The organism is Vreelandella sp. F11, assembly GCF_042466685.1.
In the GTDB taxonomy this organism is placed as follows: Bacteria; Pseudomonadota; Gammaproteobacteria; order Pseudomonadales; family Halomonadaceae; genus Vreelandella.
Map to the genome: position 1 here is coordinate 2,902,546 of NZ_CP170448.1, position 20,421 is coordinate 2,922,966.

The 20,421-nt window shown below is 54.5% G+C and carries 20 protein-coding genes; 8 read left to right on the forward strand and 12 right to left on the reverse strand.

The features are described from left to right. Positions 1-10: 10 nt before the first annotated feature. Positions 11-3,667: a bifunctional proline dehydrogenase/L-glutamate gamma-semialdehyde dehydrogenase PutA gene (gene putA / locus ACFIOZ_RS13320; RefSeq protein WP_386078502.1), complete on the forward strand. Its 3,657-nt coding sequence runs from the start codon at positions 11-13 to the stop codon at positions 3,665-3,667. Positions 3,668-4,571: 904 nt separating this feature from the next. On the opposite strand, the gene ACFIOZ_RS13325 is transcribed toward putA, so the two are convergent. Further along, the gene (locus ACFIOZ_RS13325) at positions 4,572-6,116 is read right to left on the reverse strand and encodes a GmrSD restriction endonuclease domain-containing protein (protein WP_386078505.1); all 1,545 of its coding nucleotides are present in this window, start codon (positions 6,114-6,116) and stop codon (positions 4,572-4,574) included. 593 nt (positions 6,117-6,709) lie between these two features. On the opposite strand from ACFIOZ_RS13325, the gene ACFIOZ_RS13330 reads away from it, so the two are divergent. Further along, positions 6,710-7,336: an OmpW/AlkL family protein gene (locus ACFIOZ_RS13330; RefSeq protein WP_386078507.1), complete on the forward strand. Its 627-nt coding sequence runs from the start codon at positions 6,710-6,712 to the stop codon at positions 7,334-7,336. A gap of 80 nt (positions 7,337-7,416) precedes the next feature. Here ACFIOZ_RS13330 and ACFIOZ_RS13335 read toward each other — a convergent pair whose 3' ends face one another. Further along, entirely contained in the window at positions 7,417-7,752 is a 336-nt protein-coding gene (locus ACFIOZ_RS13335) for a YqcC family protein (RefSeq protein ID WP_022522982.1), read from the reverse strand. Positions 7,753-8,079: 327 nt separating this feature from the next. Here ACFIOZ_RS13335 and ACFIOZ_RS13340 point away from each other — a divergent pair, with 327 nt between their 5' ends. From ACFIOZ_RS13340 to ACFIOZ_RS13355, 4 genes are all read left to right on the forward strand, one after another. Next, positions 8,080-9,117: a DUF3549 family protein gene (locus tag ACFIOZ_RS13340; RefSeq protein ID WP_386078510.1), complete on the forward strand. Its 1,038-nt coding sequence runs from the start codon at positions 8,080-8,082 to the stop codon at positions 9,115-9,117. Positions 9,118-9,150: 33 nt separating this feature from the next. Further along, positions 9,151-9,591: an ATP-dependent zinc protease gene (locus ACFIOZ_RS13345; protein WP_088700492.1), complete on the forward strand. Its 441-nt coding sequence runs from the start codon at positions 9,151-9,153 to the stop codon at positions 9,589-9,591. A gap of 42 nt (positions 9,592-9,633) precedes the next feature. Next, positions 9,634-10,542, forward strand: coding sequence for a 30S ribosomal protein S6--L-glutamate ligase (gene rimK, locus ACFIOZ_RS13350; RefSeq protein WP_386078513.1), 909 nt, complete (start codon positions 9,634-9,636; stop codon positions 10,540-10,542). An 87-nt stretch (positions 10,543-10,629) separates the two neighbouring features. Further along, positions 10,630-11,076 carry a hypothetical protein gene (locus ACFIOZ_RS13355; RefSeq protein ID WP_064233230.1) on the forward strand — a complete coding sequence of 149 codons (447 nt, stop codon included), beginning with the start codon at positions 10,630-10,632 and terminating at the stop codon, positions 11,074-11,076. Here the strand turns inward: ACFIOZ_RS13355 and ACFIOZ_RS13360 are convergent. The 7 genes from ACFIOZ_RS13360 to ACFIOZ_RS13390 all read right to left on the reverse strand — a co-directional run bounded on the left by ACFIOZ_RS13360 (position 11,073) and on the right by ACFIOZ_RS13390 (position 17,871). Next, the gene (locus ACFIOZ_RS13360) at positions 11,073-11,795 is read right to left on the reverse strand and encodes a SanA/YdcF family protein (RefSeq protein ID WP_386078516.1); all 723 of its coding nucleotides are present in this window, start codon (positions 11,793-11,795) and stop codon (positions 11,073-11,075) included. The two genes, ACFIOZ_RS13355 and ACFIOZ_RS13360, sit on opposite strands and share 4 nt — an antisense overlap. A gap of 18 nt (positions 11,796-11,813) precedes the next feature. Beyond that, positions 11,814-12,383 (reverse strand): putative Fe-S cluster assembly protein SufT, encoded by a 570-nt coding sequence (gene sufT, locus ACFIOZ_RS13365; protein WP_386078519.1) that lies wholly within the window; start codon positions 12,381-12,383, stop codon positions 11,814-11,816. Between the two features lie 36 nt (positions 12,384-12,419). Beyond that, a complete protein-coding gene (locus ACFIOZ_RS13370; protein WP_386078522.1) occupies positions 12,420-13,700 on the reverse strand; it encodes a cysteine desulfurase in 1,281 nt (426 codons plus the stop codon). A 25-nt stretch (positions 13,701-13,725) separates the two neighbouring features. After that, positions 13,726-15,066 carry a Fe-S cluster assembly protein SufD gene (gene sufD, locus ACFIOZ_RS13375; RefSeq protein ID WP_386078525.1) on the reverse strand — a complete coding sequence of 447 codons (1,341 nt, stop codon included), beginning with the start codon at positions 15,064-15,066 and terminating at the stop codon, positions 13,726-13,728. After that, positions 15,063-15,812: a Fe-S cluster assembly ATPase SufC gene (gene sufC / locus ACFIOZ_RS13380; RefSeq protein WP_386078528.1), complete on the reverse strand. Its 750-nt coding sequence runs from the start codon at positions 15,810-15,812 to the stop codon at positions 15,063-15,065. The genes sufD and sufC overlap by 4 nt, the downstream gene beginning before the upstream one ends. Before the next feature lie 73 nt (positions 15,813-15,885). Beyond that, positions 15,886-17,328 carry a Fe-S cluster assembly protein SufB gene (gene sufB, locus ACFIOZ_RS13385; protein ID WP_022522975.1) on the reverse strand — a complete coding sequence of 481 codons (1,443 nt, stop codon included), beginning with the start codon at positions 17,326-17,328 and terminating at the stop codon, positions 15,886-15,888. A 78-nt stretch (positions 17,329-17,406) separates the two neighbouring features. Further along, on the reverse strand, positions 17,407-17,871 hold the full coding sequence (locus ACFIOZ_RS13390; RefSeq protein ID WP_133732677.1) for an SUF system Fe-S cluster assembly regulator: 465 nt from the start codon (positions 17,869-17,871) through the stop codon (positions 17,407-17,409). 296 nt (positions 17,872-18,167) lie between these two features. Here ACFIOZ_RS13390 and ACFIOZ_RS13395 point away from each other — a divergent pair, with 296 nt between their 5' ends. Beyond that, entirely contained in the window at positions 18,168-18,368 is a 201-nt protein-coding gene (locus tag ACFIOZ_RS13395; protein WP_386078531.1) for a putative motility protein, read from the forward strand. Between the two features lie 73 nt (positions 18,369-18,441). Here ACFIOZ_RS13395 and ACFIOZ_RS13400 read toward each other — a convergent pair whose 3' ends face one another. The 3 genes from ACFIOZ_RS13400 to ACFIOZ_RS13410 form a co-directional block, all read right to left on the reverse strand. After that, complete coding sequence (locus tag ACFIOZ_RS13400) at positions 18,442-18,783, reverse strand: zinc ribbon domain-containing protein YjdM (protein WP_386078534.1); 342 nt, start codon at positions 18,781-18,783, stop codon at positions 18,442-18,444. 77 nt (positions 18,784-18,860) lie between these two features. Beyond that, positions 18,861-19,337, reverse strand: a complete 477-nt coding sequence (locus ACFIOZ_RS13405; protein WP_386078536.1) for a YbhB/YbcL family Raf kinase inhibitor-like protein — start codon at positions 19,335-19,337, stop codon at positions 18,861-18,863. 76 nt (positions 19,338-19,413) lie between these two features. Continuing rightward, the gene (locus ACFIOZ_RS13410; protein WP_386078538.1) at positions 19,414-19,788 is read right to left on the reverse strand and encodes a thiol-disulfide oxidoreductase DCC family protein; all 375 of its coding nucleotides are present in this window, start codon (positions 19,786-19,788) and stop codon (positions 19,414-19,416) included. A gap of 92 nt (positions 19,789-19,880) precedes the next feature. Here ACFIOZ_RS13410 and ACFIOZ_RS13415 point away from each other — a divergent pair, with 92 nt between their 5' ends. Next, positions 19,881-20,357 (forward strand): flavodoxin family protein, encoded by a 477-nt coding sequence (locus ACFIOZ_RS13415; protein WP_386078540.1) that lies wholly within the window; start codon positions 19,881-19,883, stop codon positions 20,355-20,357. Positions 20,358-20,421: the final 64 nt, after the last annotated feature.

The following is a 20,421-nucleotide window of genomic DNA, read 5'->3' on the forward strand; positions in this document are numbered from 1 at the left end:
GAGACCCTGTATGAACGATCATCTGCATAGCGACGTGAGTGATCTACGCTCACGCATTCGCAGCCATTATGATGCCAACGAGGCAGATGTGCTGCACGGGCTTTTAGAGCGTATCAAGCTGTCGGAGGATGACCGCAAGAAGGTCGCTGCTGTCGGTGCCAACTACGTGGAGCGTGTGCGTAAAGAGAGATCGCCCTCAATGATGGAGGCGTTCCTGGCCGAGTACGGGCTCTCGACCACCGAGGGCGTTGGCCTGATGTGTCTGGCAGAAGCGCTGCTGCGTGTGCCCGATGCGGAAACCATCGATGACCTGATCCACGACAAAATCGAGCCCTCCGACTGGGGCGCCCACCTGGGCAAGTCGTCTTCGTCCATGGTCAATGCCTCGACCTGGGCACTGCTACTGACCGGCAAGGTACTGGAAGAGGATCCCAAGGGCCCAACACGGGCGCTGCGCGGCCTGGTTCGCCGTATGGGCGAGCCGGTGGTACGTAAGGCGGTTGGTCAATCGATGAAGATTCTTGGCCGCCAGTTCGTGCTTGGCCAGACCATCGACGAAGGCATGAAGAATGCCCGTGAACTCGAGAAACAGGGCTACACCTACTCCTACGACATGCTGGGCGAAGCGGCGCGCACTGACGAAGATGCCGTCCGCTATCACGAGGCTTATGCCAAGGCGATCTCCGCCATCGCCGAGCAGGCCAAAGGTGATGTGCGCGGCAGCCCCGGTATTTCGGTAAAACTCTCGGCGCTGCATCCGCGCTATGAATACACCCACCGTGACACGGTGATGGCAGAGCTATTGCCCCGGGCCAAAGAGCTGGTGCAGCAGGCGGCCAAGGCCAATATCGGTTTCAATATCGACGCCGAAGAGCAGGATCGATTGGATCTGTCTCTTGACGTGATTGAGGCGCTAATGGCCGACCCCAGTCTGGACGGTTGGGATGGCTTCGGGGTCGTCGTGCAGGCTTACGGGCGCCGCGCCGCGCCGATGATCGAAACCCTCTACGAACTCGCCGAGCGGTTTAACCGCAAGATCATGGTACGCCTGGTGAAAGGCGCTTACTGGGATACCGAGATCAAGCTTTCTCAGGAGATGGGCGTCAAGACCTTCCCGGTCTTCACCCGCAAGGTCAACACCGATGTCAGCTACATGGCCTGCGCGCAGATGCTGCTCGACCGTCGCGACCGCATCTATCCGCAGTTCGCCACCCACAATGCCCACACTTGCGCCGCCGTCGCAGAAATGGCGGGCGACGACAAGGACAGCTACGAGTTCCAACGCCTGCACGGCATGGGCGAATCGCTCCACCACATCGTCAAAGAGACAGAAGGCACCCACTGCCGTATTTATGCCCCGGTTGGCGCGCACCGCGACCTGCTAGCCTATCTGGTACGCCGCCTGCTGGAGAACGGTGCAAACTCGTCGTTCGTTAACCAGGTAGTTGATAGCTCGATTCCACCAAGCGATGTATCAAGGGATCCCATTGAAGGCTTTAAGCAGCTCGGCAACGACGTTTCAAGCCCCCTGATCCGCCAGCCTGGCGAGCTGTTTGCGCCTGAGCGCAAAAACTCCAAGGGCTACCGGATCAATGAGCCCGCCTCAATCCTGCCACTGCTCAATGCTCGCGAAACGTTTGCCGACGCCACCTGGACAGCAGGCCCCATGCTGGTGGGCAACCCCGCTCCCCAGGGCCCGGCGCGCGACGCCGTCTCCCCTGCCGACGGCTCACGGGTAATTGGCAAGGTGCATGAAGCCACCCCGGAAGAGGTCACCACTGCCCTCGACGCCGCCGAACAAGGTTTTAAAGAGTGGTCTGCACGCCCAGCGGCCGAGCGCGCCGCGGTACTGCGCCGCACCGCCGACCTCTACGAAGAACATATCGCTGAGCTAACCGTGATCACCACCCGTGAAGCGGGCAAGATGATGTTCGATGGTATCGCCGAAGTGCGCGAAGCGGTGGATTTCCTACGCTACTACGCCAACGAAGGCGAGCGGTTGGAAGCGGAAGAGCCCGGCAGCGCCCGCGGCATTTTCGTCTGCATCAGCCCATGGAACTTCCCCCTGGCCATCACCACCGGGCAGATTGCTGCTGCCTTAGTGGCCGGTAACGCGGTAATCGCCAAGCCCGCCGAACAGACGCCGCTGATCGCCGCCCGCGCCGTCGAGCTGATGCGTGAAGCTGGCTTACCGGAAGCGGCGCTACAGCTACTGCCTGGCGATGGCCCAACGGTAGGTGGCCCGCTGACCAGCGATCCACGTATCGCTGGGGTCTGCTTCACCGGCTCGACCCCGGTAGCCCAAATCATCCACAAAGCGCTGGCCGAGAACGCGGGCTCCGATGCAATACTGATCGCCGAAACTGGCGGGCTAAACTCCATGATCGTGGACTCCACAGCGCTGACCGAACAAGCGGTGCGCGATATCCTGATCTCCTCCTTCCAGTCAGCTGGTCAGCGCTGTTCCGCGCTGCGCATGCTGTATGTCCAGGAAGAGGCCCGAGACCGCCTGCTCAACATGCTCTACGGCGCCATGGACGCACTCACCATTGGCGACCCTTGGAACACGGACACCGACGTTTCGCCGGTGATCGACACCGATGCCCAGACCGAAATCAGCGACTATGTGGCAGCACAAGAGAAAGCCGGCAAAGTGCTCAAGAAGCTGTCCGCACCGGAGAACGGCACCTTCGTCACCCCGGCGGTGATCGACGTTGGCGGCATCGAAGATCTCGAACGTGAAATTTTCGGCCCGGTGCTGCACGTCGCCACCTTCAAGGCGCGGGATATCGATAAGGTAGTCGACGACATCAATGGTAAGGGCTACGGGCTAACCTTCGGCCTGCATACCCGCATCGACGACCGCGTGCAGCAAATCGTCGAGCGCATCCATGTCGGCAACGTCTACGTCAACCGTAACCAAATTGGCGCCATTGTTGGCTCCCAGCCGTTCGGTGGCGAGGGGCTTTCGGGCACCGGGCCCAAGGCCGGTGGCCCGCTCTACGTCAACCGTTTCCGCCGCACCGCGGAGGCTGAGCGCCACGAAGCACCTGAGGGGAACGCCGTTTCGCTCAGCGACCTCCAAGCGGCCTTCGACGGGCTGGATGCACGCAACTGGGCGGTACGACCCAATCGCATTGAGGTACTGCGCAAGGCACTCTCCGGTAAAGGCGGTGTAATCCGTAAGGCGCTTGCCGAAACGGCAGCGCTGGATATGACGGCGCAGACGCTGCCGGGGCCGACAGGTGAAAGCAACCGTCTGGCAATGTACCCCAAGGGCGTGGTGCTGTGCCTTGGGCCAACCCTGGATATCGCCATTGCTCAAGCAGCGCAGGCCCTAGGCGCTGGCTGTGCCGCTGTCATAGTCGCGCCGGGTGCCGAGCAGGCGGTGAAACCGCTGACCGATGCAGGCGCACCGGTAGCCGGGCTTGATGGCAACGTTTCAGCCGAGACGTTGAGCGAGGTCAAAGGGATTGCAGCGGTGGCCGCCGCTGGCAACAGCGACTGGACGCGTGAACTGCGCATTGCGCTGGCCAAACGCGACGGCGCCATCATACCGCTCGAAACCCAGACCATCTCGCCGGATCGCTACGTGGTGGAGCGCCATCTATGTATCGACACCACCGCCGCGGGCGGCAACGCCAGCCTATTGGCAACGGCTGAATAGGTCGGCGTTGAATGGTGGGAGCTTAGGAGGTGAGCGGATCATTGAGGCCGCTCGCCCTCCTCCCAGACCGTCTCAGTAATCAATAGTTAGCCACTACTCGTTAGTGGCTTTTTTTCATCTGGCAGCCGGTTTTCAGGCTGCCTTTGACTTTCTTAATCGCGTCACTCGTCCTCCATCCACCCTTCAGGCATGCACGATTACACTGGCGATGAACCAGAAAATAACTGCGGATGGCAAAGTAACCTGCTGTTTGAATAGGACGAATGCAGGTTAAGGTTAACTGATGAATTTATAGTGCCCCAAAACAACCTGTAAGGAATCACCCGGTCTAGCCGTGGCGAACTACCACAACAAGTTAGCCTCACAGTAAGACATCCACATCAACCATGTCAGATGAAGATCACTGATATTAGCCGCTCACGCTGCCAATAAAAAAACCTGCGGCCTACTACAGTGAGCAGGCTCATATGTGCTAGCTGCTATCATCACAAAGCTCAGCATGGAGGTCATAAGGTATCGTTTCTCCCTCGTCAGTCCAAACCCCGGTCACTAAGATTTCATTGGAATTTACGTGCAGCATAAGCTCTATTCTGGCCCTGTTCTCATTTGATTCGCCTGCGTATCGATACCGGGCATCACCCTCGAATGAATTTTCATTTCGACTTAACTGACAGCTACCCGAATACCTAGCCCCTTCATCAGAACCCGAAAAATCGAAAACCAACTCACTCTCCCTTAATATAAAACGAGTTACATTAACCTTGAACTGAGGCTTTCCCTCGTAGTCGAGGTACATCGCTCCTTTCTTCATCTCCGAACCCCTATAGGCTGCTAACGTCAAGCACAACGACGGCTCACGCCCCCCGTTGAAGCGTACTACTAGCACTTAAATTGGCAGCAGACGCTAATTCTTATAGGTGGTATTACAATATGGATGTGTGATTTGTGCATTATCTTGTATTCCTGCACCGCCTTCCCTTTTTCGTTCAACATGATCCACTGTAATTGAATTCCTGTGGATTAGCCCGCCACAAATTTTACATTTTATTGGATTTGCCAATGCATCCTTTATAAAAGTGGCCGACTTTACATTAGTCGAGAATTTCTCCTGAGTTGATTCGACAAAGTGCTCTTCAAATTGAATAAATGAATATCTTTCATTTGCCTTTGCCATTTCTTTAATCTCCTCCTCAGACTTACCATCTATAAGCGATTCGAAAAGAGTTTGATAAAAGTCAGCGAGCCTCTTTGCGCCCCCCTTAGAACCACTACCAAGTTTGTTGGCCATTTGATTAGGTATAGACTTGTATCTTAAAAGGAAGGACTCAAATTGCTCTCTGACATCAGTGAAATGAGAAAACCTACCCTTTCTATCAACCCATTTTAAGAAGGATACAACTGCCAAAAAAGCTGTAGGCTGATAACGACCTGCTGCACTGTAGAAATAAACTACAGGGTGAAGACCAAGAGAAGAGGGATGTATGCCGGTAATCCTATTCAGGAGACGCCTTACCTCTTTGAGAAAGAGGGCTGTCTTTTCCCCATCAGGGTCATCTTCTAATTTGGACTCTGCAGACACATCATTCACAAGATTTACAAAATCTAATAGAAGTGGCAATGATGCGGCTGAATAACCTTTACCAGCCACGGGCAGATCCAAAGTTTTGATAGGCGTTTGAAGCTTGGGCATAAACAAAAGGTCATTAACTTCGTTAGATATTTTCTCAATATCAGCTTGTATATTAAATGAAAATTTAGACCAATATTTATGTCCAGTTCCAGCTCTAATTATAGCACGCGAAGCAATGGCATTTGGCTTCTTTCGAGACTTAAGAACACGAAGCTCAGTTTTATCTATGGGCGCCGCATGTTGATTGATCTTAAAAAAGGATTCCTCAGCTTTCTCTGCGTCCCCTTTTACCCACTGAAGCTGTAAAGCTATAAATCCAAGTTTTTTAGCTCTTTCCGCATGATCTTCTTCTGAACGATCAGGATACTGTGCCGCATGCTGGATGTCTTTATAAGAGCCAACACGCCTTGCAATCAACTTCCGAGTATTTTCGGCAATATCTTTCTGATCGTCGGAAATTTTCTGCTCGAAAAAAACTCTAGAAATATCACCATCGCCGTAGTCATCGTGAACCCATGCAATCAACGCACTAAGTCGGTGACCTCCGTCGATCACGAAAATGTTGGAACCTGCTTGCCACAGAATTATTGCAGGGATCAAGTCTCCACCAATATAACTCTCTATAAAGCTAGCAATTCGTTCAGGAGCCCAATCTGCTGTTTCCCTCTGGAAATCTGGCTTTCGGAGAACTGGGTAAAAAAAAGACCCTTTTTCTAGATCCCGAATTTGCAGGGTCTGCCCAAACTGCGATGTTGAATTACCTTCATTTACCGCAAAGTCTTCTCGTGGGATTAGGGCATCCAAATTTACTTTAGCCATGCATTATCCTTTTTGAGGAGTTAAAGTAGGTATTTTCCAGCCTCGTGCTAACAGTTTATTCCTCCAGATGGGATTTTCTTTAAATACAACAATATCAAATACTTAAAATACATCATTAGCAAATTACAAGCCTCAACTCACATATCAGTGCTGACTTGAAAATGCTCACTCATATCATCATCTGTGACTATTTTTTAGTATTGTCAATAAAAATTAAAACATGTATATCAAGTTGTTTTTTAATGATTTTTTTATAAAAAACTCATTAACATTCAAACATGCCTATTACCGAGCATACCAGAAAAACACGCATCGCAAACTAAAAATACTTCATATCGCTGCGCATACATCCATACAAATGGGCCAGTCAAATGGGCCAGTCAAATGGCCAGCAGCCCGCTCCTGAATTCGACCTCCCTGGCCCCCCCCTATCCCACGATAACGTTTGTCTAACAACCCTTGCCCTGGGTCAATAATCCACTCCCTGGGTCTCGTTACACTGGCTTCATCGTTAAGCGGCTATCGAATGGCCGCCCAGCTTTGCAACTAGTTAGTCGTTTAAAACTGACTGTTTTAACACCAGGAGTGAACCCATGCGTAAAGCCGCCCTGCCTACCCTACTTGTAACCTCTGTTGCCGCTGCGGCAATGATGACCAGCAGCCAGGTATTTGCCTACGGCGCTGGTGACTTCTTCACCCGCGTGGGTGTTGCCAAAGTCGCCCCTAAAAGTGACAACGGCTCGCTAGCCAACGGTGCGCTGTCCGTGGATGTACAGGATAAAACCGATTTCGCGTTTACTTTGGGCTATCGTTTTCACGATAAAGTCGGCGTTGAACTCCTGGCCGCACTACCGTTTGAACACGACATTCATTTGAACGGCGATAATATCGCCTCGACCAAGCACCTGCCGCCGACCTTAACGCTACAGTACTACCCGCTGGGCGGCACCCAGTCGCGCGTACAGCCCTATGTCGGCGCCGGTATTAATTACACCTACTTCTCCGATGAAGAGCTGGCGATTGGTGATTTAGACCTGGATGACTCCTGGGGTGCAGCGGGCCAGGTAGGCGTTGATCTACTGATTGATGATCACTGGGCGCTGAACGCCGCAGCTTGGTACATCGACATCGATACCGATGCCAGCGTTAACGGTGCGGCGGCAGGTACTGTTGAGATCGACCCTCTCGTGGTCATGGCAGGCCTCAGCTACCGCTTCTAAGCCGCCTGCAAAACCGCTAGCGGATATTATCCACAAAGCCTGCCTCACGGTGGGCTTTGTGCGTTTAGTGATATGCCGCTTTAAGTGCTTTCAGTGACGATCTGGTCGACCTTCTCTACCGCACGCACAATCAGCAGTTGATGGTGAGCGGGTGTTTTTTCCTGCTGCAAGTAGGCCGCCACGGCGGGAGCCACCTCGCACTTTGCGGGCATAGCGGCACGCGCATCCATCAGGGCGTTCAAGCGGGCAATAAACACAAAGCGTATCCATTGCGGCAGCGACATGGTGTCGATGCAAAACGGCTGCTGGCTGGCAAATGCCTCTGCATCGGGTGTTGGCATACGCCATAGATCGGCGGCTTTCATCGACGCTTCAAGCTCTAAGAGCGCTGTCTGCAACGGTTGATAAGTACTCATAAAGTCGCTTGTCACTACCTTGTAAAATGAATAAGTATATCGTCTGCCTATTATCCCCACTCAGCGGGCGCCTTGCCACCTATCAACACTCGCGGGAAGTTATCCATAGACTCACAGAAAACCTGCACGAGCCTGTGGATAAACTATGGAAAGGTGTCGCAACGCTTGCTCTCATGGGGCTTTAGCAAAGTTGATTAATTTTTAACCGCATTGTCATTAATGCTAATGCCTTAAGGCTCTGCCATTTACACCATGTTTATCAGTCACTGCGGCTGACAGTGCCACATCAGCAAGGTAGAGTGCACGCTTGCAAAGCGGAAGGATGTCATGCAACCAATTAAAACCCTTGATGAGTTTTTTACCCGCAGCGGTGGTGAGGTTACCCTTTTCCATATGGGACGCCATGTCGCCCCCTGCCCACGGGAGTCACTCGCTGCCTTCGAGAGTGGCGAATTGGCCTGGCCTGAGCCCTGGCAGAGCCAGGCACGCCTAGCCATCGTGTTTCGGCTTGGCGATATGCCTGAGCCTGCCATTTGGTTCTTAGCCTTGCCGTTGGATGAGCAGGGTATGATAGCCCCCGCCCAGCGCGATGCGTTTTTAAACCGGCTGCTGGAGACGTTAGGCCGTGCCGTTGCGCAAGTAGGCCGTAAAGAAACAGCGGACGTGGATCACCTAATGAAGGATAATCCCCTCGCCTTCACACCTAGCGTCACCTTCCAAGCGATGCTCAATGCCCGCGCCACACACGAGCGTGGGCTGGCGGCCAGCCAACATTTTGAGCCGGTTGAGGCCTACTTGAGCGGCCAGCAAACGATTGATTGGCAGGCGCTGGGGTTACAAGGGATTGCCGATTACGTCGTGCGTATGGACACACCTGACGCCGAATCGCTAGCACTGCGGCTGCCTGAACTGCCCACCACCGTTATTCACTCATTGTGCTACTGTTTAGAGCACCAGCCGTTGCCGGAGCCGTTAGTTGTTGCACTGCGACGATGTGGAGAAGACGCCGCACAAGTGGGCGACATTGAAACCCTGTGTGCCTGTCTGCGTGCAGTGGGTAATACGGACGCATCAGCGGTGGGCGATTGGTATACGGCCTTACTCAATGACACTGCGGCCTGCGGGCCTGATGTTCTGGCGGCGATAGCCGGTCGTGGCTGGGGCTATTTGGAAGATGCAGAGCGTCTGCCGCTTTTTCTGCAACGTTTAGCAGAAGATGAGCGTAGCGATTTTGCCGCCGTGGTACGTGATATTGCGTTAATTCCTAGGCTACGCTTACCGGTCATGATGGCGCTGCGAGATGCCCCTACTGGCACCCCTATTCAACGCCGCCTGGCACTGATGATGTCCCAAAGGAACGCTTGATTCGATGTCATTTTTAATTGCAAGGAGTGAGCCGTGAAGGAATTACCCTATCAGGCCAAGGCGGTCATTGGCCGCCGTGAGATGGTGACGCTACCTGAGCTTGGGCTTCACCTATGCTGTAAAGCTGACACTGGCGCACGAACATCTGCTCTGCATGCAGAAGAGATAGAGACACACGAAGATGAACATGGTCAACTATGGGTCAGTTTTATTACCCACAGTGGCGGCCCGGAAACACCGGCCCACCGCTACAGCTTACACTTGCATGATCGGCGCCGAGTGACCAGCTCCAACGGTCATAGCGAGTGGCGTTATGTCATACGTACCCCTATGCAGATGGGCGATTTGAATTTTCCTGTTGAACTGACCCTTACTGACCGCAGCAATATGCGCCACCCCATGCTACTAGGACGCCGCGCCATGCGCCGTCTCATGGTGGCACCCGGTGCGGCATTTTTGCACGGTGAGCCTTAATCCCTTATTTAGTCGCCTTAACCTAGGCTCGGAGTCTCTTAAATGCATATCGCTCTGCTGTCACGCAATCGCAACTTGTACTCTACCCGCCGCTTGGTAGAAGCCGCAGAGCAGCGCGGCCATACCGCCCGCGTGGTGGATACCCTGCGCTGCTATATGAGCATCACCTCGCACCACCCTTCGATTCACTATAAAGGCGAAGAGATTGAGCCTTTCGATGCGGTGATCCCGCGCATTGGTTCGTCGGTGACTTTTTATGGCTGTGCGGTACTACGTCAATTTGAAATGATGGGCACCTACGTTATCAACGATAACGTCTCGATTACCCGCTCACGGGATAAGCTGCGCTCACTGCAGTTGCTGTCACGCAAAGGGCTGGGGCTGCCGATTACCGGCTTTGCCCACTCCCCTGATGATATTCCCGACCTGATCACCATGGTCAAAGGTGCACCGCTGGTCATCAAGCTCCTCGAAGGCACCCAGGGGATTGGCGTGGTATTGGCGGAAACCAACCAGGCCGCTGAATCCGTCATTCAAGCGTTCATGGGCATGAAAGCTAACATCATGGTGCAGGAGTACATCAAAGAGGCACGCGGTGCCGATATTCGCTGCTTCGTGATCGGCGATAAAGTGGTGGCTTCAATGAAGCGTCAGGCGGCTGACGGTGAGTTTCGCTCGAACCTACATCGCGGTGGTACCGCCAGCGTGATCCGCATCACCCCTGAAGAGCGCTCAACGGCGATCCGTGCAGCCAAGGCCATGGGCCTGCGTGTCGCTGGCGTCGACTTGCTGCGCTCTAATCACGGCCCGGTGATTATGGAGGTCAATTCTTCGCCTGGTTTGTTCGGCATTGAGAACGCCACCGGCAAGGATATTGCGGGAATGATCATTGAACACATAGAAAGAAACGCCATGCCAGCCCGTAAAGCGCCGCCCAAGCCTAAAGGCTAAGGCAAAATATTAAAATAATCCGCTTCGGGGGTGGCAAATAGTCGCTGTCACCCCCACAATCTGCGTCACCGAAGGAGGTAGACGCTCATGTTTCTCGATAATCGCCAAGTGGCGATGGACAGCGTATTGGAAGCGCTGGCCGATAGCATTGATTATTTCCAAGACAATATTGAACGCCTGCGCCCCTCGCTGCGTGACGCTTTAAAGCCGCATTACGCTGCGCGGCTCAAGCAGATGCGCCAGCTGCAGGAGCTTGCCCGTGCGCATTTGAAAATGCTGCCCCGGGATGCAGACGTTGAGCGCGATGACTTTTTATGGCTGTGGAGCCGCCTAAAAAGCTTTGTAGGCAACGATAGCCAAGTACTCATCAATGAGCTACTGGAGCAAGAGCGTGTCTTAATGCAGGCGCTCTCCTCGCTGTATACCCACCCGCTACCCGATCCGATCGAACCGGTGGTAGAAGAGTGCATGCAGGGGTGCCGTAAGCTTATCCGCGAGCTATATGCGCTACAAAAGCGCAAAACGCACCGTTAAGGGGCTGCAAAACGCTCGTTAAGCGAGGGCAGAATAAGATCGATGGGCGCCCGCCTAGGCAACTCAATGGGCTCGGGCGTACCGAGAAAATAGGGCGCCCTCCCCCATACATAGAGATCGCCCAGGGTGGCCACCCGCGCTGCCCACTCGCGCAGCTTTAAACGCCACCCCACTGTTACCGTAGGGTCATCCGCCACGCAGCCAGTAACATCGATACCTAGCGCACGGCCAATATACACCGCGCGGGGAAGATGCCAGCTCTGGGTAATCAACAGGGCTTTCTCCAACTGAAAGACATCCCGGGCACGCGCCAGTGTGTCATAGGTACTAAAGCCCGCAAAATCCATGGTCAACTGCTCAGACGCGACCCCACGTCGATACAGCTCGCGCCACATTGCCCGTGGCTCGTTATACGCCTGGGTACGATTATCCCCTGAAAGCAACAGATGCTCGACCTGGGACTGTTCAATTAAGGTAGCAGCGGTTCGCATACGCGCATGGAAGTGCGGATTTCGTCCTCCTCTACGCGTCCAGTGAGAGGTACCAAAGACAATTCCCACCTCTGCCGGGCGACACTGCTGTGGCTGACGCTCAATATAAGCGGCAGTCGTCGCGAGTACCCAAAAGTTACCACCTATAAACAGCAATGTCGCCAGCAGCAATAGTGCTCCTAGCGACATTAATAAACGCTTTAGCCATATTAACAAAACGTTATGCATCCAGCTCCCCAGCCGGGATTAGAACATGCCGAGTTCAAGTTTGGCCTCGTCACTCATCATGTCACGGCTCCAGGGTGGGCTGAAGACTATTTCGGTGTGCACTTTGCTGATCTGTGGCGCACCAAGAATCTTATTGCGCGCATCCGCCGCGATCACATCACCCATCCCACAGCCGGGCGCCGTTAACGTCATGCGGATGGTAACAAGCCGCTCGCCGCTGATAAGGCGCTCAATGCGGCAGCCGTAAACCAAGCCCAGGTCAACGATATTGACCGGGATCTCTGGGTCAAAGCAGGTGCGCAGTTGATCCCACACGAACTGCTCTATTTCTTCCTCGGTAGCCGTTTCGGGCAGCGTAGGACGTGGTAGCGACTCAAGTCCCAAGGCATCCAGGTTGCGCCCCTCTATCAAGTAGAGGCGCCCTTCAAAACCGACGCTTACCGTACTGCCTTTCGCCTGCATAACGCTAACAACGCTATCCTCGGCCAATGTTTCCGTGCTACCAAACGGAATGGCAATGGCCTCCACATCGCGCTGGAGCGGTAACTGTTGGCCACGTTCGAGGCTGGCAACTTGCTCAAGATCCATAACTGTCCTTAAATGACGATTCTTAAAGAACCGACCTTAACGCACCATACCAATGACTCGCTGGAGTGCTTCCACAAAGCGATCCACTTCATCGAGGGTATTATACGCCGCAAATGAAGCACGGCACGTCGCGTCAACCCCGAAATGATGCAACAGGGGCTGGGCACAGTGGTGACCGGTACGAATAGCGACGCCAAGCTGATCAATCAGCAGACCGATATCCTGGGAGTGAGCGCCCTCCACGATAAAAGAGAGCACCGCCGCTTTATTAGGCGCCGTGCCTAAAATACGCAGTCCATCGATTTGGCCAACGGCCTGGGTCGCGTGCTCAAGCAACTCTCCTTCCCAGCTACCAATGGCGGCGATACCGATGCTCTCCATCCACTCGATGGCCCGCCCTAGGGCGATCACTTCCGCAATAGCGGGCGTGCCCGCTTCAAACTTATGCGGAATAGCGGCAAAGGTGGTGCCCGCATCAAAAGAGACGGTGCTGATCATCTCACCACCGCCCTGCCAGGGTGGCATAGCTTCAAGCAGTGCCTGCTTGCCGTAAAGCACACCTACGCCGGTCGGCCCATACACTTTATGGCCTGAGAAAGCATAGAAGTCGGCATTGATGGCCTGCACATCAACCACTTGGTGCGGTGCTGCCTGCGCGCCATCAATTAAAATCAACGCACCTTGCTGATGGGCCAGGGCTGCCATCTCTTGCACCGGGTTAACGGTGCCCAACGCATTGGAGACATGGTTAACCGCCACTAGCTTGGTGCGCTCACTCAGCAGTTCGCGGTAAGCGGCCATATCCAGCGCGCCGTTAGCCTCAACGGGAATCACCTTGATGGTAAAGCCCATCTCGGCGGCCAGCAGTTGCCAAGGCACAATATTGGAGTGGTGTTCAAGCATCGAAATCAGCACTTCATCGCCGGGAGCAAGATTGCTGCGCCCCCAGCTATGAACGACCAGATTTATCGCTTCCGTGGTGCCGCGGGTAAAGATGATCTGACGCGCATCTTCCGCATTAAGGAACGCCTTAACCCGCTGGCGCGTGCCTTCAAACGCCGCCGTCGCCTCATCGGCAAGGGTATGCAGCCCACGGTGAATATTGGCGTTATAGCGCGAGTAGTAATCGCTAAACACGTCAATCACCTGCTGAGGTGTCTGGCTGGTCGCCGCATTGTCTAAATAGATCAGCGGCTTGCCGTGCACCTCACGGCTCAGCACCGGGAAGTCCTGACGCAGGCGCATAACATCAAAGGTCGCTTGCGCAGGGCTCTCTTGCGACAAGCTGGGCGTTGGCTCAATAACGGGATGTGACATCAGACGCTCCTGATTGGTAGTGGCGCTAGTCGTTAAGTGAAACCGCCGCTTCGACAAGCCCGGCAAGATTGAAGCGCTCCGGCAGCTTGCCAGCAACCGCTAATTCAACACGCTCGGCAATCTCATCCAGAGTCACTTTTTCCAACACTTCGCCAGCAAAAGCGAGCGTTAGCAGACCCCGGGCAGTGGCTTCATCGATACCGCGGGTACGCAGCGCGTAGATCGCCTCTTCGTCTAACTGGCCCGTAGTGGTGCCGTGTGAGCACTTGACGTCATCCGCATAGATCTCAAGCTCCGGCTTGGCATCGATGTGGGCGCGATCCGATAGCAGCAGGTTTTGGTTGCTCTGAAAACCTTCAATCTTCTGACTATCGCGCTTGACGTACACCTTGCCGTTAAACACCCCGTGGGCGCGGTCATCCAGAATGCCCTTGTAGTTCTCATTGGAGAACGTCAGCGGCGCATTGTGGTTGACCTTGGTGTGGTTGTCGACGTGCTGACGCCCCTGACCAAAGAAGAGGCCCAGGAAGTTGGTTTCCGCCCCCTGGCCATTCAAATCACTAATCAAGTCGTTGCGTACCAGCGCGCCGCCCAGGCTCAGGTTGTAGGAGGTGTAGCGCGTGTCGCGGGCTTGCTCCACGTGAATGCTCGCCACGTGCATATCGCCCAACGGCGCTTCCTGTAGCTTGTAGTGGGCCAGGATTGCGCCACGGTCAAGCATCAGTTCACCCACCACGTTGGTGAAGTTAGTCGCTTCGCTTTCGCCAGTATAGTGCTCGATCAGCGTCGCTTCGCTACGCCCTCCGGCTTCTACCAATACACGCGGGTGGCACATTACTGGCTGGCCCGCCCGGGACAGAAACTGCAGCAGGATCGGTTTCTCAACCACGGTACCCGGTGCGATACGCACCACGGCGCCCTCTTCCATAAAGGCCGTGTTAAGCGCGGCGAAGGGCGAGAAATCAACCCCGGTCAAGCGCCCCAGCGGGCCACCTACGGCTTCGTGGTTCTCTGCTAGCGCCTTGGAGAGCGGTAACACCTGAACGCTTGACGGCAGGGAATCCAGATCTGAGAGCGTCGATGAGAAAACACCATCCACAAACGTCAGCCGGTAAGCATCAATCGGCAGCGTTAGCGCAGCGGCGTTGGCCTGAGAGAACTCGGCGTTGTCAGCGAGGGCAAAGTTACCCTGGGCGATCGAGCGCACGTCGGTGTACTTCCACTCTTCATCACGACGAGTAGGAAAACCCAGTGCTTCAAAACGCGCAGCACCGGCTTGGCGACGCGCGGCGATCCAGGTGGGCTCCGCCGTGTAGTTTGAGCTGCGCGCCTTCAGCGTATCTAAAAAGGTTTGCGTATCGCTCATGCCACAGACTCCTCGATACCTTCGTACCCGTTGGCTTCCAGCTGTTTGGCCAGCTCAGCGTCGCCGGTTTTGACAATACGGCCATCGACCAGGACGTGAACCTGATCTGGCACGATGTAATCCAGCAAGCGCTGGTAGTGAGTCACCAGCAGAATGGCGCGCTCTTCTGAACGCAGACTGTTGACACCATCGGCGACCACTTTCATGGCGTCGATATCCAGCCCCGAATCGATCTCATCCAGCATGGCAAGTTTCGGCTGAAGCACCAGCATTTGCAGGATCTCGTTACGCTTTTTCTCACCACCGGAGAAGCCTTCGTTAACGGCGCGCTGCAAGAAGCTGGCATCCATTTTCATGTAGCCCAACTTCTCTTTAACCAGCTTCATAAACTCCGGCGCGGGCATTTCGCCTTCGCCGCGAGCTACCCGCTGGGCATTAAGTGCCGACTTCAGCAAGTAGATATTCTTAACCCCTGGAATCTCCACCGGGTACTGGAAACCCAGCAGCAAACCGGCCTGGGCACGCTCTTCGATCTCCATCTCCAGCACGTCTTTGCCTTCAAAGGTAATCGTGCCCTGGGTGACTTCGTAGCCATCTTTACCGGCAATCACCGCGGATAGAGTCGATTTACCCGCGCCGTTCGGCCCCATAATGGCGTGCACTTCACCCGCCTTGATAGTCAGGGTAAGGCCTTTGAGGATTTCATTACCTTCGACGGAGACGTGTAAATCATTAACTTGCAACATATTGATTACCTTCTGATTCTGGCGAGTCGCTATGGCGACACTACGATATTTAAGTGGGATAAATGACCAGCGGTTAGCCGACTGCGCCTTCCAGGGTCACGTTGAGCAGCGCTTCGGCTTCAACGGCGAACTCCATAGGCAGCTCTTGGAAGACATCCTTGCAGAAACCATTAACGATCATGCTGACCGCATCCTCTTCCGAGATACCGCGGCTCTGGCAGTAGAACAGCTGGTCTTCACCGATTTTCGAGGTGGTCGCCTCGTGCTCAATGGTCGCCGTACTGTTACCAATTTCCTGATAAGGGAAGGTGTGTGCACCGCACTTATCACCGATCAGCAATGAGTCGCACTGGGTAAAGTTACGCGCTCCTTTGGCCCGCGGGCCGATTTTCACCAAGCCACGGTAGGACTGATCGCTGCGGCCGGCGGAGATACCTTTAGCAACGATGTAGGATCGCGTGCCTTCACCAATGTGGATCATCTTGGTGCCGGTATCGGCCTGTTGGCGGCCATTAGTCACGGCTACGGAGTAGAACTCGCCAATGCTGTCCTTGCCGCGCAGTACGCAGGAGGGGTACTTCCAGGTAATCGCCGAGCCGGTCTCAACCTGGGTCCAGCTAATCCGTGAACGGTCGCCGCGGCAGTCGCCACGCTTGGTCACGAAGTTGTAGATACCACCGACGCCATTCTCGTCACCGGGGTACCAGTTCTGCACGGTGGAGTATTTGATATAGGCGTCATCTAGCGCCACAAGCTCGACCACCGCGGCGTGGAGCTGATTCTCGTCACGCATCGGCGCGGTACAGCCTTCCAGGTAAGAGACCTGGGCGCGGCTTTCACAAATAATCAGCGTGCGCTCAAACTGGCCGGTGTTGGCCGCGTTAATGCGGAAATAGGTGGACAGCTCCATGGGGCAAGTCACGCCTTCCGGCACAAACACAAAGGAGCCATCGGTAAACACCGCAGAGTTCAGTGCGGCAAAGTAGTTGTCCGCCACGGGTACCACGGTGCCCAAGTACTGCTTGATCAGCTCCGGGTAGTCGCGAATAGCTTCTGAAATCGAGCAGAAAATAACGCCCGCTTCGCCAAGCTGCTTTTTGAAGGTGGTGGCGACCGAAACGGAGTCAAACACCGCATCTACTGCAACACCTGCTAACGCCGCGCGTTCGTGCAGCGGAATGCCCAGCTTCTCGTAGGTTTCCAGCAGCTTGGGATCCACTTCATCCAGGCTCTGGGGGCGATCTTCCGGGCGTTTCGGTGCACTAAAATAGGAGATCGATTGGTAATCAATCGGCGGGTAGTCGAGATGTGCCCAGGAAGGAGCTTCCATCTTCAGCCACTGGCGGTAGGCATCCAGACGCCACTCAAGCATCCACTCCGGCTCGCCCTTCTTTTTGGAGATAAAGGCGATGGTGTTTTCATCCAGGCCAGGTGGCAGGGTGTCGCTCTCAATATCGGTTACAAAGCCATCTTTGTATTCGCGACGAACCAACTGTTCCATTTCTTCGCTTGCCATGGTGATACCCTCCGGGCAGTTGGGTGGCGAGGTCATCGCCTTTAATAATAAGTTAGGCCTGCTGTACTCGCGCCGCCGTTAGGCCGACGCCGCCGACAGGCTGATCGTTTGAATAGGTAGCTGTACTGGCAGCTTAATCGGCGCTGTATCGGCCAGATGCGCAAGTGTCACGCTCTCCAACAGCGTTCGCATCGCCAACGAGACCCTCTGCCAGTTGTCGGCCACACCGCAGGTCGCCACAAGCTCACAGTCGCCCTCTGCTTGGCTGCACTCAGTCATGGCCACAGGGCCTTCAATCGCCGCAATGATATCGGCGGCGGTAATCTGTGATGCAGGCCGAGCCAAGCGGTACCCCCCTTGGGCGCCGCGCTGGGAAACCAACAGCCCTGCCCGCACCAGCATTTTGAGCGTTTTACTCACCGTCGGATGGGGCAACTGCACGGCCTCTGCTAACTCTGCCGCGGCATGAGATGCCTGGGGATGGCGGGCAATTTGCGCCATGACCACCGCGGCATAGTCTGTTAGCCGAGAAAGCTTAAGCATGTCGACTCCCTGAATGTCATTAGTACGCAGCAAATCAAATGGTCGCCACGTCAATTGAGTACCATTTTAGTCCTGTATAAATTTGATGTGAAGCCCTAGAGCAAAATGGATAGCAATTTACGCATAATATCGGCACGTTCGCCGCTAATCGCATCAAAAACAACAATCATTATCATTTAAAAAAGCTATAGCTGCGGCCTGCCCGGCTTTGCATTGATTAGCCGCCTCTGCTAGCGTCAAAGAGGTATTAGATGCCCCTACTGTAGGAGGCATCGCGATCATTGGAGGAGGTAACTATGGATGCAGCAGTAAGCAACATGGTAAATGCAACGCTGGATATGAGGCAGGCACAAACGATCCAACAGGCTCAATTCAGCGTTTTCAAAGAAGCCCTCGACGGGCAGGCAGCGCAGATAACGGCACTAATGGACAGCGTTGCGCAGCCACAGTTGGCAACAAACGGCAGCGTAGGTACGCAAATTAACACCACTGCGTAGCTCTCGTGGATAGTTAAAAAGTAAATAGCCACCTGGCAGCAGGAGGCTATTTTTTTATCTATTACTAATGGCTTTAGGCTTTTTTGACAAATTCTGATTTCAGCTTCATTGGGCCGATACCGTCAATTTTACAATCGATATCGTGATCGCCGTCCACCAAGCGGATGCTTTTCACTTTGGTGCCCACTTTGACCACCAGGGAACTGCCCTTAACCTTCAAGTCCTTGATCACCGTGACGCTATCACCGTCGGCTAGCATATTGCCGTTGGCGTCGCGCACGCCTGACGTGTCATCGGCACCCTCTTCTTCTGCTACCTTTGACCACTCATGGCCACACTCTGGGCAGACATATTGAAGTCCATCATCATAACTAAACTCAGAGGCACAGGCAGGACAGTTAGGCAGGTCACTCATCAGTCGGCTCCATCACCACGGTTAGAAAGCGATGGAGCCTACACGGGTTACGCAAAATGTCCAGCCAGTTTGCTAGATCAACCGCGCTGGTAGGTGCCGACCAGACGGTTCATACCCAGCAGATTGGGCTCTACCTCTTTGAGCAGTTCTGCCAGCGTGAGCCCTTCAGGGAGCGAGGTTTGATGATCCAGCGCCAGCACCCAGAAGTAGTAAAGATGCTTACCGTGCCCTTCTGGCGGCATCGGGCCACAATAACCTGTATCGCCTTTATCATTTGCGCCGACGGTGCCCAACGCCGTCTTTTCCGTTAATTCCTGGATATCACCGGGTAGGTTATAGAGTACCCAGTGGACAAAGCCGTAGCTACCGTCTTTAACCAGCGGGGCGTCAGGATCGTGACAGATCACCGCAAACCCCTTGGTTCCTTCAGGCGCACCCTGCCAAGCAAGCGCTGGCGAAACATCTTCGCCCTCCCCTGTGTGCTTAGCAGGGATCGCTTGATGGTCAGCAAACGCTGAGCTGGTAACCTTCATTGATGAAAGTGCAAATGCCATGCTTCTCTCCTTGGTTTATCCGATAAGTAACTCGCATATAGTCTAGGCTTTGTACGAACACGTTTTTGTACAAAAACTAGGTGGGCCACCGGCCTTGTTTCTTCAAGCGGCGCTTAACCCAACTATCATAAAGCGCCCGTAACCCTGACTTGATGCCTGGCAAACCAATGACCCAGGCGACCGGCACCAATAAGGGAATACGCGCCATTAAGAGGCGGTAAGCATCGATACCCTCAATCAGTTGGCCCTGCGCGGTTTCGACATGTAGGGATCGCAGCGCCGCGTCAGGTTCAACGCCCTTTTCCCTCAACGCCTGATGATGTTCGCTCACATCTAGCCAGCCAATATCATCTGCGTGGCGGCCCGACCAGCGCTCATAGCGGCGCCGCTCTTGTCGGCACAGCGGACACTGCGCATCGTAAAAGACATTGATAGAGGTCTTATTGGGCATATAGGCTCTCTAATGAACATCACTAAAGCAGTGTGGCATTTTCAATGCTTGGCGCAACCTTCAGACATTCATTGCTTTTTTAGGCTACTGATATGACATCTGAGTTCAAAAAACAGCTATTAATTGTTGCCCATGCCCCTTCGGCAAATACGCGCCTACTGCGCGATGCGGCCTTCCAGGGTGCTAGCCATCCCGACCTTGAACAGATGCATTGCGTGGTAAAAGCGCCCCTGGAAGCTGGCCCAGACGACGTGCTGGCCTGCGATGCGATTCTGCTCGGCACCACGGAAAACCTGGGCTATATGAGCGGCGCGCTCAAGGATTTTTTTGATCGGAGCTACTATTCTGTCATTGAAAAGAAGCAGGGATTACCCTGCGCTCTCTATATTCGCGCGGGGCACGATGGCACGGGCACCCAACGCGCAGTAGAGAGCATCACCACTGGCTTACGCTGGCGATGGGTACAGGCACCGCTCATTTTACGTGGCGATTGGCAACCCTCATTTGCAGATCAGGTAGAAGAACTCAGCATGGCCTTAGCGTTTGGTGTTGAGAGTGGCATTGTTTGAAAGTGACATGGTTTGAAAGTGACATTGTATAACCTCGCTTAGCCTGCCTTACTGTAAATAAGCA